This window comes from Sphaerisporangium cinnabarinum (assembly GCF_055567015.1).
The window spans coordinates 83,978-97,963 of sequence record NZ_JBVHRG010000010.1 but is presented as its reverse complement, the minus strand read 5'-3'; the positions used below and the strand labels follow the sequence as shown (position 1 = coordinate 97,963).

14 protein-coding genes are annotated in these 13,986 nt (G+C 75.0%); 8 read left to right on the top strand and 6 right to left on the bottom strand.

Features of this window, described 5'->3' with window-relative positions; translation table 11 throughout:
• Positions 1-63 precede the first annotated feature (63 nt).
• On the bottom strand, positions 64-2,649 hold the full coding sequence (locus tag ACZ4MO_RS14930) for an FtsK/SpoIIIE family DNA translocase (protein WP_499279158.1): 2,586 nt from the start codon (positions 2,647-2,649) through the stop codon (positions 64-66).
• 364 nt (positions 2,650-3,013) lie between these two features.
• On the opposite strand from ACZ4MO_RS14930, the gene ACZ4MO_RS14925 reads away from it, so the two are divergent.
• On the top strand, positions 3,014-3,922 hold the full coding sequence (locus ACZ4MO_RS14925; protein WP_499279156.1) for an MBL fold metallo-hydrolase: 909 nt from the start codon (positions 3,014-3,016) through the stop codon (positions 3,920-3,922).
• Between the two features lie 80 nt (positions 3,923-4,002).
• Here ACZ4MO_RS14925 and ACZ4MO_RS14920 read toward each other — a convergent pair whose 3' ends face one another.
• Together ACZ4MO_RS14920 and ACZ4MO_RS14915 are read right to left on the bottom strand one after the other, a co-directional pair.
• Positions 4,003-4,368: an Imm51 family immunity protein gene (locus ACZ4MO_RS14920; RefSeq protein ID WP_175009576.1), complete on the bottom strand. Its 366-nt coding sequence runs from the start codon at positions 4,366-4,368 to the stop codon at positions 4,003-4,005.
• Between the two features lie 46 nt (positions 4,369-4,414).
• Entirely contained in the window at positions 4,415-4,825 is a 411-nt protein-coding gene (locus ACZ4MO_RS14915; protein WP_175009577.1) for a hypothetical protein, read from the bottom strand.
• 100 nt (positions 4,826-4,925) lie between these two features.
• Here ACZ4MO_RS14915 and ACZ4MO_RS14910 point away from each other — a divergent pair, with 100 nt between their 5' ends.
• Positions 4,926-5,516 carry a WHG domain-containing protein gene (locus tag ACZ4MO_RS14910; RefSeq protein ID WP_175009578.1) on the top strand — a complete coding sequence of 197 codons (591 nt, stop codon included), beginning with the start codon at positions 4,926-4,928 and terminating at the stop codon, positions 5,514-5,516.
• Between the two features lie 49 nt (positions 5,517-5,565).
• Here ACZ4MO_RS14910 and ACZ4MO_RS14905 read toward each other — a convergent pair whose 3' ends face one another.
• From ACZ4MO_RS14905 to dapA, 3 genes are all read right to left on the bottom strand, one after another.
• The gene (locus ACZ4MO_RS14905) at positions 5,566-6,435 is read right to left on the bottom strand and encodes a DUF4328 domain-containing protein (protein WP_175009579.1); all 870 of its coding nucleotides are present in this window, start codon (positions 6,433-6,435) and stop codon (positions 5,566-5,568) included.
• Between the two features lie 82 nt (positions 6,436-6,517).
• On the bottom strand, positions 6,518-8,203 hold the full coding sequence (locus tag ACZ4MO_RS14900; protein ID WP_175009580.1) for an RNase J family beta-CASP ribonuclease: 1,686 nt from the start codon (positions 8,201-8,203) through the stop codon (positions 6,518-6,520).
• Between the two features lie 52 nt (positions 8,204-8,255).
• Positions 8,256-9,200 (bottom strand): 4-hydroxy-tetrahydrodipicolinate synthase, encoded by a 945-nt coding sequence (dapA, locus tag ACZ4MO_RS14895; protein WP_175009581.1) that lies wholly within the window; start codon positions 9,198-9,200, stop codon positions 8,256-8,258.
• A gap of 137 nt (positions 9,201-9,337) precedes the next feature.
• Between dapA and ACZ4MO_RS14890 the strand changes: the two genes are divergently transcribed.
• The 6 genes from ACZ4MO_RS14890 (at position 9,338) to ACZ4MO_RS14865 (ending at position 13,968) form a co-directional block, all read left to right on the top strand.
• On the top strand, positions 9,338-10,822 hold the full coding sequence (locus tag ACZ4MO_RS14890; RefSeq protein ID WP_175009582.1) for an aldehyde dehydrogenase family protein: 1,485 nt from the start codon (positions 9,338-9,340) through the stop codon (positions 10,820-10,822).
• A gap of 251 nt (positions 10,823-11,073) precedes the next feature.
• Positions 11,074-11,715, top strand: a complete 642-nt coding sequence (locus tag ACZ4MO_RS14885; RefSeq protein WP_255437327.1) for a TIGR00645 family protein — start codon at positions 11,074-11,076, stop codon at positions 11,713-11,715.
• A complete protein-coding gene (locus tag ACZ4MO_RS14880; protein WP_175009583.1) occupies positions 11,712-12,563 on the top strand; it encodes an AzlC family ABC transporter permease in 852 nt (283 codons plus the stop codon). Before ACZ4MO_RS14885 ends, ACZ4MO_RS14880 begins: the two co-directional genes overlap by 4 nt.
• The gene (locus ACZ4MO_RS14875) at positions 12,560-12,880 is read left to right on the top strand and encodes an AzlD domain-containing protein (protein WP_043658086.1); all 321 of its coding nucleotides are present in this window, start codon (positions 12,560-12,562) and stop codon (positions 12,878-12,880) included. Before ACZ4MO_RS14880 ends, ACZ4MO_RS14875 begins: the two co-directional genes overlap by 4 nt.
• 40 nt (positions 12,881-12,920) lie before the next feature.
• The gene (locus ACZ4MO_RS14870) at positions 12,921-13,430 is read left to right on the top strand and encodes a GNAT family N-acetyltransferase (RefSeq protein WP_034656108.1); all 510 of its coding nucleotides are present in this window, start codon (positions 12,921-12,923) and stop codon (positions 13,428-13,430) included.
• A 79-nt stretch (positions 13,431-13,509) separates the two neighbouring features.
• Positions 13,510-13,968, top strand: a complete 459-nt coding sequence (locus tag ACZ4MO_RS14865; RefSeq protein WP_175009584.1) for a hypothetical protein — start codon at positions 13,510-13,512, stop codon at positions 13,966-13,968.
• The last annotated feature ends 18 nt before the right edge of the window (positions 13,969-13,986 follow it).

Below are 13,986 nucleotides of genomic sequence, written 5' to 3'. Positions count from 1 at the left end.
GTCACCAGCCTAGGGGGTCGTCCGGGGTGCGCCGACCGTCGACGGCGCCACCGGCCCCCCGGGTCACCGCCAGCCCGACTCCACGTCGGCGCCGTCGTGGTACTCCGTCGCGACCGGGGGCGTGTGCCCGTCGGTGCCCTCGCCGTAGTCGTGGCCGCCGCTCGCGGGCGCGGGAGCCGCGGCGGGCGCCTGGCCGTCGAAGACGTCCTGCGCGGGCTCGCCCCGGATGAGCGCGAGCGCCGACGGCAGCTCCTCGGGCGTGACGAGCACGTCCCGGGCCTTGGACCCCTCGGACGGCCCGACGATCTCGCGCGACTCCAGGAGGTCCATGAGGCGCCCCGCCTTGGCGAAGCCGACGCGCAGCTTGCGCTGGAGCATCGACGTGGAGCCGAACTGCGACGTCACCACGAGCTCGGCCGCCTGGAGCAGCAGGTCGAGGTCGTCCCCGATGTCCTCGTCGATCTGCTTCTTCGTGGCCGCCTGCGTGACGTCCTCGCGGTAGACGGGCTTGAGCTGGCTCTTCACGTGCTCGACGACGGCGTGCACCTCGGACTCCGAGACCCACGCGCCCTGCACGCGCATGGGCTTGGCGGCACCCATGGGCAGGAACAGCGCGTCACCCTGGCCGATGAGCTTCTCCGCGCCGGGCTGGTCGAGCACGACACGCGAGTCCGCGAGGGACGACGTCGCGAAGGCGAGCCGCGAGGGCACGTTCGCCTTGATGAGGCCGGTGACGACGTCGACCGACGGGCGCTGCGTCGCGAGCACCAGGTGGATGCCCGCCGCACGCGCGAGCTGCGTGATGCGCTGGATCGACGCCTCGACGTCGCGCGGCGCGACCATCATGAGGTCCGCGAGCTCGTCGACGACGACCAGCAGGTACGGGTACGTGGCGATCTTGCGCTCGGAGCCGGGCAACGGCTTGACCTTGCCGGCCCGGACGGCGGCGTTGAAGTCGTCGATGTGCTTGAACCCGAACGCGGCCAGGTCGTCGTAGCGGGCGTCCATCTCGCGGACGACCCAGTCGAGCGCCTCCGCGGCCTTCTTCGGGTTCGTGATGATGGGCGTGATGAGGTGCGGGATGCCCTCGTAGATCGTCAGCTCGACGCGCTTGGGGTCCACGAGCACGAGCCGCACCTGCTCCGGCGTCGAGCGCATGAGGATCGACGTGATCATGGAGTTGATGAAGCTCGACTTGCCCGCGCCCGTCGCGCCCGCGACGAGGATGTGCGGCATCTTCGCGAGGTTCGCGACGACGTAGCCGCCCTCGACGTCCTTGCCCACGCCCATGACCATGGGGTGCTCGGTGCGCCGCGCGGCCGACGACCGCAGCACGTCGCCGAGCACGACCGTCTCGCGGTCCGTGTTGGGGATCTCGATGCCGATCGCGGACTTGCCGGGGATCGGCGCGAGGATGCGCACGTCGGCGCTCGCGACCGCGTACGCGATGTTGTTGGACAGCGACGTGATGCGCTCGACCTTGACCTTGGGCCCGACCTCGACCTCGTAGCGCGTGACCGTGGGCCCGCGGGTGAACCCGGTGACCTTCGCGTCGACCTCGAACTGCTCGAACGTCTGGGTGAGCGCCTCGACCACGCGGTCGTTCGCGGCCGAGCGCACCTTGTGCGGCGCACCCTTGACGAGCGCGTCCTCGTCCGGGAGCAGGTAGACCGTGTCCCCCTCGAGCATGGGCTGCACGCCCCGCGGCATGGGGCCGGGCGGGGGCGGCGGCACGCTGCCGGCGCCGTCCTCCGGGGAGGGCGCGACGGCGCCCATCGCGGCCGCCGCCGTGTCCTGCGCGGTCCCCTGCCCGACGGCGGGGACCACCTCCGTCGCGGCGGTGCCGGCGGCCGGTTCCTCGGCGCGACGCTTCTTCCCCCGGCCGCGCGGCGCGTCGTCCTCGTAGTCGAGGAACGCGGCCGTCTCGAACGCCTCGTCGCCGGAGAAGCCGCCCTCGGGCTTCTCGATCTCCGCCGCCTCCGCCGCGCGCTGCGCCTTGGTGCGCCGCGGCTTGCGGGGTCGGCGACCCGCCGGGGGCTCGCTGCCGTCGTGGCGCGAGACGCCCTCCGCGAGCGGGAGCCCGTCGGCGTCGAGCCCGTCGTCCTCGGCGCGGTGGTTGCCGGTGAGCACGTCGTAGAGGCCGCGCAGCCGGCTCGGGATGCGGTGCACGGGCGTCGCGGTGACGACGAGCAGCCCGAAGAACCCGAGGAGCAGGAAGATGGGGACGGCGAACCACGGCGTCAGACCGGCGGTGACGGGCGTGGCCGCCAGGTAGCCGACGATGCCGCCCGCGTCCTGCACCGCCGCGAAACCGTCCCGCGGCGCGGGCAGGTCCTCCGAGATGTGCACGAGGGAGCACACGGACACGACGATGAGCGTGAGCCCGATCGCGACGCGGGAGTTCGCCTGGGCGCGCTCGGGGTGCCGCATGATGCGCACCGCGAGCCAGAGCAGCAGGACGGGGACCGCGACGCCCGCGAGGCCGAACGTCCCCGCGACGACGCCGTGGACGACCTTGCCGAACGTGCCCTGGATGCCCCACCACTCGCGCGCCGCGACGACGACCGCGAGGGCGATGAGGGTGAACGCGACGCCGTCGCGCCGGTGTGCCGGGTCCAGGTCTCTTGCTCCTCTTCCGATGGTGCGCACGAGCGATCCCACGCCGTGCGCGGCGCCGAGCCAGACCCCCCGCACCGCGCGGACGGGCCACGGCGGCCCTGCCGCCGGCCGACGCGCCGGGCGGCGCGCGCTGGAGGAGGAGGACCGTCCGCGACCGGTGCCGGCGCGCGACGTGCCGCGGGCCGAGGACGAACCGCCGCGCGCCGCGGTGCGGGGCGCTGGTGTGCGGTTGCTCGCGGTCCGACGTGCCTGCGGGGACGTGCGGGTCGCCATAGTGGTCCTAACCTACCTGCGAGGGACGACGGCGCCGGGGACCCCGGGGCGCGTGTCCCCGCGGGACCGGGGCCCGGTCAGGTCTCACCGCCCCGGCCCCACGAGGACGAGCGGAGGACCGATGGACGAGCCCGCAGGGTCGCAGCGCGCGGACGACGACGCGACGACGGACGCCGCTTTCCCGCACCCCCGCGACCTCGTCGAGGTCCGCCCGGGGGTCTGGGTGGCCACCGCGACGATCTGGACGACGACGTCGACGGTCGTGGTCGCGCCCGACGGCGAAGCGCTCGTCGTCGACCCCGCGGTCACGGTCGAGGAGGTCGAGGCGCTGGCCAGGGCCGTGCACGGCCAGGGCTGGCGCGTGACCGCCGGGTTCGCGACGCACCCGCACTGGGACCACGTGCTGTGGTCCCGTTCCCTGGGCGACGCACCGCGCTACGCCACGGCCCGCGGGACCGACGCGACCCGGTCGCGGGGAGCGGACCTGGTCGCCGCGGCCGACGCCGCCGCACCGGGCCACGACCCGACGCTGGTGGGCGCGCTCACCCCGCTCCCCCGCGGCACACGACGGCTGCCCTGGCCGACCGGCAGGACGGCCGACGGAGGACCCGCCGCGCAGACCGACGAGCAGCCCCGCGAGCAGACCGGCGCCGTCGTGGTCGAGCACGACGCCCACGCGCCGGGGCACGCGGCGCTCGTCGTGCAGGGTGTGCTGCTCGCCGGCGACATGCTCTCGGACGTGGAGGTGCCGCTCGTCGACACCGGGTCGCGCGACCCGGTGCGCACGTACCGCGGCGCGCTCGACGCGCTCGAGCTCGCGGCGCGCGACGTCGACGCCCTCGTCCCGGGCCACGGGAGCCCGGCGGTCGGTCGGGACGCCGTCGCCGCGCGCTTCGCGGCCGACCGCGCCTACCTCGACGCGCTGGAGCACGCGGTCGCGCACACGGACGCCGTGGTGGCCGACGACCGGCTCACCGGCTACGTCGCGACGTGGCACGACGAGCAGCTCGCCGCGCTGCGCGCGCGCTGAGGCCGCCTGGGCGGCCGTGCCCGGATCGCGGAGCGGCGGTCCGACGACACGAGGCCTCCCGGACCCGCCGCGCTCCGGGCTCAGTCGTCGAGCCCGAGCTCGACCGACCGGGCGAGCGCCGCGTCGAGGGCCTGCTCGTCGGTGACGAGGCGGTGCAGGTGCCGCGCCGCGACGTGCAGGGCGTCGAGGTCGGGGCCGTAGACGCTCACCATGCCACCCTCGGGGTCGAACCCGACGGCGTCCAGCGCGTCCGGCTCGTGGTCGGTCAGCGTGGCCTGGAGCGCGCCGGAGAAGTCGTAGCCCGAACCCTCGACGCCGCGCCTCTCGAGCGCACCCTTGTGGTGGTGCCACTCCGGCCCGCCGGGCGAGTAGATGATGCTCCACCCCGCGGCCAGCGTGACGAGACGGACGGGGTCGAGCGGGACGAAGTCCTCGGCGGTGGTCATGCCGGAACCGTAGCGAGAGCCACCCACGTCAGGCTCCCGGGGTCGGTCAGCCGAGGAAGAGGCCGACGGCGAGGGTCACGACGCCCGCCGCGAGGACGACGGCCCCCGCGGGCAGCAGCGCGACGGCCCGGTTCGGCGTCTCGCGACCGGGGCCGACGGCCGACAGGAAGAAGCCGGCCGGGAGCAGGATCGCCGCGACGAGCACGCCGGTCGCCGCGAGCCACCGCCAGACGCCGACGAGGCCCGTGGCCTCCGTGAGCAGCAGGCACACGAGGCCGAGGATGACGAGCACCCCCGCGTGCGCGTGCCCGGCGCGGAAGAACGACGTCTGGAACGCGGTGGCGGGGACCCGCCGCGTGACGACTCTGACGAGGAAGGCCCCGCCGGACTCGATGCCGACGACGGTGAGGAGGACGATGCCGGCGGTGAGCCGGGCGGCGTCGGTGAGCTCGAGCACGGGACCTCCAGGGGGCGGCGCGAGAGCTCGCGCAATGGTTTGCGAACACTGTTATAGAACAATGTTCGCACCCACTCGTCAAGAGCCCTAGACTCGGCGCGTGGCACGACCCCGACTGCACGACGACGCCCTGCGCGACCGCCTCCTCGACGTGGCGTCGCGCGCCGTCTCCACGCACGGGGAGGCTGCGGTGACGGTTCGGTCGGTCGCGGCCGAGGCCGGGACGAGCGCGTCGGCGGTGTACGCGCTCTTCGGCAGCCGCGACGAGCTCGTCGCCGCCGTCTCCGCGGAGGGCTTCCGACGCTTCGCCGCACGCCTCGCGACGGTCCCCCGTACCGACGACCCTGCCTCCGACCTCGCCGCCCTCGGTCGCGCGTACCGCGACTTCGCGCTCGCGGACCCGCACTTCTACGCCGTGATGTTCGCGCGCGGCGTCCGCCCCGGGCCCGACCGGCCCGAGGCGCTCGAGGAGCCCACGTTCCGCGTGCTGCGCGACGCCGTCGCGCGCCTCGAGCCCGACGGCACCCGTGCCGACGACGTCGCGCTCGGCCTGTGGGGGCTCGTGCACGGCCTGGTCTCGCTCGAGCTCGCGGGCCTCGTGCCCGGAGGGGACGACGCCCGGGCGGCGCGCTACAGCGCGACGCTCGCCGCCGTCGGCCCGGGGCTCGTGCGGCGCGGCGCGGCGACGTAGCCCCGGGGAAGCCGGACCCACCGTCCGCCCCCGGCGAGCGCACGCGTGGTCACCGGGCGCCGGCACCCACCGCGGCCCGCTGGCCCGCGGTGATCTCCCGGACGGTGCGCACCCACAGGACGAGCGCGACGACGAGGCCCGCGGTGCCCACCGTCTCCGCGACGGGCAGCAGCGCGAACGTCCCCGCCGCACCGGTCGAGGAGAGCGTGGTCAGCTGGGTGGCGACGTTCGTGGCGACGCTCCACAGCAGCCACCCGGCCCACCACCATCCGAGGCCGCGTCGCGGGACGACGACGGTCGCGGCGCGCACGTCGCGCACGACCTGGTAGGGGAACCAGAACGCGACGACCGGCACGATCCAGCCGAGCCAGACCCACACCCGGCTGCGCGCGTGCCCGCGGCCGGGCGACACCGCCTCGGCCAGCACGCGGCTCTGCCAGAGCCACAGGCACGTCACGACCGCCGCCGCGAGCTGCACGGGAAGGAGCAGCAGGCCGACGGCGTCGTACCCGGTGAGGACCTCGGCGCTCGGGGTGCCGGCGCGCGCGGCGCGCTCGAACTCCTCGGCCGCGCCGAACGACGTGAGCCAGGCCAGCACCTGCACGGCGGTGACCGCGACCGCGAGCGCGATCGTGGCCGTCGCGAGGCCCCCGGGGACGGGCGGTCGCGGGACGGATCCGTACCCGCCGCCGTACGCGCCGAAGACCGGCGGCATCGGCTGCCCGTGCACGGGCGCGGAGGGCGGCATCTGGCCGGACGCGCCGGAGTGCGGAGGCGCCGCCCGCCCGTACGCGGGGACGGGCGCGGTGCCGTACGCGCCGTGCCGCGGTACCGGCCGGCCCGGCGCCGGAGGCTGTCCGGGGACGGGGCCGCCGGGCTGTCCGTAGGGCGGGACCCCGGAGGGGTCGTGGTGCGTCAAGGGTGCCTCCTGCGCTGGTCGGGGCGCCAGCATACTGGCGCCCCGACCTGGGCGGAGGCCGGCCCGACGCCGGTCGCGGAGGCTACGCCTCGACGACGACCGGGACGATCATCGGACGACGGCGCAGGCGGTTCGAGACCCACCGGCCGATGACGCGGCGCATGACCTGCTGGAGCTGGTGCGTGTCCGTCGCGCCACCGGCGATCGCGTCCTCGAGCGCCTGGACGACCTCGGGCTGGATGTCCTGGAACACCTTGTCGTCCTCGGCGAACCCGCGCGCGAGGATCTGCGGCCCCGCGAGGACCTTGCCCGTCGCGGAGTCGACGACGGCGAACACGGAGACGAAGCCCTCCTCGCCGAGGATGCGGCGGTCCTTGAGCTCGGCGTCCGTGATCTCGCCGACGCTCGACCCGTCGACGTACACGTACCCGCACGGCACGGCACCCACGACGGACGCGCGCCCGTCGACGAGGTCGACGACGACGCCGTCCTCGGCGAGCACGACGCGGTCGGCCGGCACGCCCGTGCGGACCGCGAGCGCCCCGTTGGCGACGAGGTGACGAACCTCGCCGTGCACCGGCATGACGTTCTTGGGCTTGAGCACGTTGTAGCAGTAGAGGAGCTCGCCCGCGCTCGCGTGGCCGGACACGTGCACCTTGGCGTTGCCGCCGTGGACGACGCGCGCGCCGAGGCGCGTGAGGCCGTTGATGATGCGGAAGACGGCGTTCTCGTTGCCCGGGATGAGCGACGACGCGAGGATGACGGTGTCGCCGTGACCGACCTGGACCTTGTGGTCGCCGTTCGCCATGCGCGACAGGGCGGCCATCGGCTCGCCCTGCGACCCGGTGCACATGAGCACGATCTCGTCGTCGCGCAGCGAGTCGACCTTCTTGAGGTCGATGAGCACGCCCTCGGGCACGTGGAGGTACCCGAGCTCGGACGCGATCGTCATGTTGCGGACCATCGAGCGCCCGACGAGCGCGACACGGCGGCCGTGGTGGTGCGCGGCGTTGAGGACCTGCTGCACGCGGTGCACGTGCGACGAGAACGACGCGACGATGATGCGCTTCTCGGAAGCCGCGAAGACGTTGTCGAGCACCGGGCCGATCTCGACCTCGGGCGTGACGAAGCCCGGGACCTCGGCGTTGGTCGAGTCCACCATGAACAGGTCGACGCCCTGCTCGCCGAGGCGCGCGAACGCCCGCAGGTCGGTGATGCGCCCGTCGAGCGGGAGCTGGTCCATCTTGAAGTCGCCCGTGTGCAGCACGGTCCCGGCGCCGGTCGTCACCGCGACCGCGAGCGCGTCGGGGATCGAGTGGTTCACGGCGACGAACTCGCAGCGGAACACGCCGAGCTGCTCGACCTGCCCCTCCTTGACCGCGAGGGTCACGGGCGAGATGCGGTGCTCCTTGAGCTTCGCCTCGACGAACGCGAGCGTGAGCTGCGACCCGACGAGCGGGATGTCGCGGCGCAGGCGCAGCAGGTACGGCACGGCGCCGATGTGGTCCTCGTGACCGTGCGTGAGGACGATCGCCTCGATGTCGTCCAGCCGGTCCGCGATGTAGTCGAAGTCCGGGAGGATGAGGTCGACGCCGGGCTGGTTGTCCTCGGGGAAGAGGACGCCGCAGTCGATGACGAGCAGACGCCCGTCGTACTCGAGGACGGCCATGTTGCGGCCGACCTCACCGAGACCGCCGAGGGCGACGATGCGCAGCCCTCCGGCGGGGAGCTCGGGAGGCAGGGAGAGTTCGGGGTGGGGATGGCTCACGGGGCCTCCTGTCGTGGCTGAGCCTGGGGGGTTTCGAGGGCTCCTGCCCTCGCTAGCTCGTGGGTGCGGCAGCGCCTGCCGCGGTGGGCACGCCGGCGAGCACGCCCGCGGCGGCGAGGGCGTCGCGCACGAGCGCGACGTCGTCCTCGGTCGCCGCGACGTTCGGCAGGCGCAGGAAACGGTTGTCGGTGACGCCGAGCAGCTCGACGGCGGCCTTGGCCATGACGGCCTGGAAGCCGGCACCGTTGAGCGCGTCGATGACGGGCGTCGTGGTGAGGAACACCTCGAGCGCGCCCGCCGGGTCGCCGGCGTCGAAGCGGCGCACGACCTCCGCGAACTGCGGCGCGACGGCGTGCGCCGACACGGAGACGATACCCGCAGCCCCGTGCGCGAGGAACGGCAGCAGCAGGCCGTCGTCGCCGCTGTAGAACGCGAGGTCGGTCGAGGCGGCGAGCTTCGCGGCGGCGTACACGTCGCCCGTCGCGTCCTTGCTCGCCACGACGCGCTCGTGCGCCGCGAGGCGCGCGTACGTGTCGGGGGCGACGCGCACGCCGGTGCGGCCGGGCACGTCGTACAGCATGACGGGGAGGTCGGCCGCCTCGGCGATCGCCACGACGTGGCGGTAGACGCCCTCCTGGCTGGGGCGCGAGTAGTACGGGGTGACGACGAGGAGCCCGTCCGCCCCGGCCTCGGCGGCCTGCTCGGCCATGCGCAGCGCGTGGTCGGTGTCGTTGGACCCGGCGCCCGCGAGGACGGCTGCGCGGTCGCCGACCGCCTCGACGACGGCGCGCACGAGGTCCTGCTTCTCGGGGGCGTGGGTCGTGGGCGACTCGCCCGTGGTGCCGCTCAGCACGAGGCCGTCGTTCCCGTCGTCCACCAGGCGCTTCGCGAGCCGGGCTGCCGCCTCGAGGTCGACGGCGCCGGCGGGCGTCATCGGGGTGACCATGGCCGTGAGGACGGCACCGAACGGGCGCGCGGGGGTGGCGGGAAGGACCATGTGCACAAACTACCGTGCGGCGGGTCGTCGTACCGCGCCCGTCCGGCAGCGACCGGGCGGCGTCCGGGGCACAGGCCCGGCGCTCCGTGCCGCTCGCCCGCGTGCGTCCCCGCGACCCCCAGGGCGATACTCGGAGCATGTCCCGTCCCGCCTCGACGTCGAACCTCTCCCCCGCGCTCGTCGCCCACGTGCCCACCGGGCTGCTCGTGGACGGCCACTGGGGTCCTGCCGAGGGCGGGCGGACCTTCGAGGTCGAGGACCCGGCGACCGAGGAGTCGCTGTTCGACGTCGCGGACGCGAGCCCGGCGGACGCGCTGCGCGCGCTCGACGCCGCGCACCGGGCGGCGCCCGCGTGGCGCGCGACGCCCCCGCGGGAGCGGGGCGAGGTGCTGCGCGCCGTCTACGACCGGGTCGTCGCGCGGGCCGACGACGTGGCCGCGCTCATCACGGCCGAGTGCGGCAAGCCGCTCGCGGAGGCGCGCGCCGAGGTGCTCTACGGCGCCGACTTCCTGCGCTGGTACGCGGAGCAGGCGGTGCGCGCCGAGGGGCTCGCGCGGACCGCGCCCGCGGGCGGCAACCGCCAGCTCGTCTTCCGCCGGCCCGTCGGGCCCGCGCTGCTCGTCACGCCCTGGAACTTCCCCATCGCCATGGCCACGCGCAAGATCGGCCCGGCGCTGGCCGCCGGGTGCACGGTCGTCGTCAAGCCCGCGCGGCTCACCCCGCTCACGACGGCGCTCGTGGCCGAGGTGATCCGCTCCGAGCTCGCCGACCGCGGGCTGCCCACGGGCGTCGTCAACGTCGTCCCCTCGTCGCGCGCCGCCGACGTCACCGAGCCGCTCCTCGCGGACGAGCGCCTGCGCAAGCTGTCGTTCACCGGCTCGACGCCCGTCGGGCGCACGCTGCTCGAGAAGGCGTCCGCGCAGGTGCTGCGCACCTCGATGGAGCTCGGCGGCAACGCCCCGTTCCTCGTCTTCGCGGACGCCGACCTCGACGCGGCGGTCGAGGGCGCCGTCGTCGCCAAGCTCCGCAACGCGGGGCAGTCGTGCGTGGCGGCGAACCGCTTCCTCGTGCACGACACCGTCGCGCGCGAGTTCGCCCAGCGCCTCGCCGCCGCGTTCGCCGACCTGCGGGTCGGGCCGGGCGCCCAGGACGGGACGCAGGTCGGGCCGCTCATCGAGGCGAAGGCCGTCGACAAGGTCGCCGAGCTCGTCGACGCGGCGGCCGACGGCGGGGCCCAGGTGCTCACCGGCGCGGAGCGGCCCCGCTCCCCCGGGTACTTCTACTCCCCCACCGTCCTGTCGGGCGTCGACCCGGACGCGCGCGTCGTCACCGAGGAGATCTTCGGTCCGGTGGCGCCCGTCGTCGCGTTCGGCGACGACGACGAGGGCATCGCGCTCGCGAACGCGACCGAGTACGGGCTCGCGGCCTACGCGTACACGAGGTCGCTCGACCGGGCGGTGCGCGTCTCCGAGGAGGTCGAGGCCGGGATGATCGGCGTCAACCGCGGCCTCGTCTCCGACGCGAGCGCCCCGTTCGGCGGGCTCAAGCAGTCCGGCCTCGGCCGCGAGGGCGGCGAGGCCGGTCTCGAGGAGTACCTGGAGACGGTCTACGTCGCCCTCTGACGTCGCCTCCTTCTCCCCCTCCCCCCGGTCGCCGCGCACGGGGTCACGGACCGGGATCCGACGATCCCGGTCGCCGTCCCCGTGCTCGACGGGCGGCTGGGCCGTCCTCGTCACCGACGGTGCGGGCGGGCCTGCGGGGCCCTCACGCGGCGTTGGTACCCTGACGCCCCGGTGACGACCGGTGACCGGTGCCGCGCGCGCCGAGCCGTCGTCGCCGTCCGCCGTCACCGACTCCCGGAGAGCCCACGCCCGTGCCCTCGACGCCCGCGTTGACCACCAGCCCGACCGTCCCCTCGCCCAGCGCCCGCGTCACCACCGTCGGGTACATGATCTTCGCGTCGCGCTGGCTCCAGGCGCCGCTCTACTTCGGCCTCATCGTGGCCCAGGTCGTCTACGTGTGGCAGTTCCTCAAGGAGCTGTGGCTGCTCGTCGTAGGCGGTTTCACCGGCCGCGCGACGGACCACGCGACGCACGAGGTGGTCGACTTCGGCGCCGAGGAGATCATGCTCGCGGTGCTCGGGCTCGTGGACGTCGTCATGATCTCCAACCTGCTCATCATGGTCATCGTGGGCGGCTACGAGACGTTCGTCTCGCGCATCCGGCTCGAGGGTCACCCCGACCAGCCCGAGTGGCTGAGCCACGTCAACGCGAACGTGCTCAAGACGAAGCTCGCGATGTCCATCGTCGGGATCTCCTCGATCCACCTGCTGCGCACCTTCATCGACAGCAGCCGGTACACGCCGACGCAGCTCATGTGGCAGACGCTCATCCACCTCGCCTTCGTCCTCTCGGCGCTCGCCCTCGCGCTCATCGACCGCATGTCCCTCACCGCGCACCAGCGCGCGGCGAACGCCGCCGCCGCGGGCGAGGGCCCGGCCGACCCGCACGCATGAGCCGGCCCGACGACGTCCCGCGCCCCGGCGCCGACCCCGCGCCCGGTGCTCCGCGCGCGGACGGCGCCGAGGTGCCGGACGTCGTCGTGGTGCCGGACGTCGTCGAGCACGTGGCCGAGCAGGCCGTCGAGGACGAGGTCCGCGCCGCGGTCCGCCAGGCCGTGTCGGTCTCCGTCGCGACGGGTCTGTACGGCATCTCCTTCGGCGCGCTCTCGGTCGTCGCAGGTCTCGACGTGGCGCAGACCATGGCGCTGAGCCTGCTCATGTTCTCGGGCGGCTCGCAGTTCGCGCTCATCGGCGTGGTGGGCGCCGGGGGCGCGCCGGTCGCGGCGATCACCACCGCGGGCTTCCTGGGCGTCCGCAACGCGCTCTACGGCGCGCAGCTCGGCCCGCTGCTCGCGCTGCGCTCGTGGCACAAGGTCGTCGCGGCGCAGTTCACGATCGACGAGTCGACCGCCGTCGCGACCGCGCAACGGTCCCGGCGCGCCGTCCGGGCCGGGTTCTGGTGGACGGGCGTCGGCATCTTCGTCCTCTGGAACGCGATGACGCTCGTCGGGGCGCTCGCGGGCGACGCGCTCGGCGACCCGCGCGCGTGGGGGCTCGACGCCGCCGCCGCGGCCGCGTTCCTCGGCCTCCTGTGGCCTCGTCTCGCGACGCGGGCGATGCAGCTCACCGCGGCCGCGGCCGTCGTCGTGGCGGCGGTGCTCGTCCCGGTCGCGCCGGGCGGCGTGCCGGTGCTCGCGGCGGCCGCCGTCGCCGTCGTCATCGGTCAGGTCGACGCGCGGCGCCGACGGGCGGCCGACCGTGCGGGGACCGTGCCCGGTCCCCCGGGAGAGGAGCCCTCATGACCTCGGCCACCGTCTGGGTCGTCGTGCTCACCGCGTCCGCGGTGTGCTTCGCGCTCAAGCTGGCGGGCCACCTCGTGCCCGAGCACTGGCTCGCCGACGAGCGCGTCGCGCGCACCGCCGCGCTCGTGACCGCCGCGCTCCTCGCGGCGCTCGTCACGGTGCAGACCGTCGGCGACGGGCAGGCCCTCGTCGTCGACGCGCGGCTGCCCGCGCTGGGCGTCGCGGCCGTCGCGCTCGCGCTGCGCGCGCCGTTCATCGTCGTCGTGGTCCTCGCCGCGGTCACGGCCGCGGGCCTGCGCGCGCTCGGCTGGGGCTGAGACCGTCCCGGCGCCCGGCCGGGTCTCGTAGGGTGAACCCGTGAGCCTCTTCCGCGAGACCGCCGACGTCTCCGTCCGCCCTGCCGTGCCCGGCGACGACGTCGCGATGACTGCGATCCAGGTCGGGGCGTGGCGCTCCTCGCACGCCGACGTGCTCGGCGACGACGTGCTCGACGCGCTCGACACCGTGCGGATGCGCGAGCAGTGGGCCGCCGCGATCTCCTCCCCGCCCGGCCCCGGCTTCGCGGTGCTCGTCGCGTGCGCGGGGGCCGACGTCGTGGGTTTCGCCGCGGTCGCGCCCGGCCAGGTCCTCGCGCTCGAGGTCGAGCCGCGTCACCAGCGCGGCGGGCACGGGTCGCGTCTGCTGGCGGCGGCCGTCGACCGGCTGCGGCGCGACGGCGCGGACGAGGTCGTCACGTGGGTCCTCGACGGCGACGCCGCGCGCGAGGCCTTCCTCTCCGGGTCGGGGCTCGGCCCCGACGGGCGCACCCGGACGCTCGCGACCGGGCTGCGGGACGTCGTCGAGCGGCGCTGGACCGCCGAGATCTGAGGACCACGGAGCCCCGCGTCACGCAGCCGTGACACCCCCGTGACCCGTTCGTCCCCGTGACCTGCGAGGATCGTCCGCCATGGGCATCCTCACCGACTACTTCGCCGCACCGGACGACGCACGGGCCGCGCTCGCCGCGCAGGCCGGACCGGCCTCCCCCGACCCGCTGACCACGCAGCCGGGCTTCGCGACCGTGGAGCTCAAGGGCATCGACCCGTTCGTGGTCCTCGGCACCCTGACGAGCCTGCTCACCGACCGCCCGTACGCCGAGGTCACCGCGGACGCGCGCCACGGCTCGCTCGTCGCGACCGGCGGGGACGAAGGGCCCTGGGTGGTCTCCGTGACCGACGTGCTCGTGGAGGCGCTCGCCTCCGCGACGCCCGCCGCGCTCGACGAGGTCGCCGTGCGGTGGGCGGGGACGGAGGAGCTCGAGGGGTCGGACCCCACGGATCTCGCCGACGCGCTGCACCGGCTCGCGGCGCTGTGCGTCCGCGCCGACGACGCGGGGCACCGGCTCTACTGCTGGACGAGCCTCTGACACCCGCGCCCGGGAGCC